This is a genomic window from Streptomyces sp. P17 (assembly GCF_032436805.1).
GTDB lineage: Bacteria > Actinomycetota > Actinomycetes > Streptomycetales > Streptomycetaceae > Streptomyces.
In genome coordinates this window covers 1-243 of record NZ_JAVRBF010001366.1, presented here as the reverse complement: position 1 = coordinate 243, position 243 = coordinate 1, and the positions used below count along the sequence as shown (strand labels likewise).

Here is a 243-nt window from a genome sequence, read left to right as displayed (position 1 = left end):
GCCGACGGCGATCTCGACAAGATGCGCGCCGAAGTCAAGGCCAATCTTGAGCGCGAGGTCAAGGCGCGCCTCAGAAACCGCGTCAAGGATCAGGTCATGCAGGCACTGCTCGACGTGACCCAGGTCGAGGTGCCGAAGGCCACACCCAGGCTTTTCGCGAATTCGGCATCGATTTCAGGCAATTTCGGCGCTGCGACCTGGAGCAGTCTGACTTTGAAACTCGCGGTTTTCCCCGCGACCTCC

General features: G+C 60.9%; 1 protein-coding gene. It reads left to right on the top strand.

What is annotated here, in order from left to right; genetic code table 11:
- Positions 1-243, top strand: a 243-nt coding sequence (locus RMT89_RS44995; protein WP_315889527.1) for a hypothetical protein, incomplete at both ends; no start/stop codon positions are given.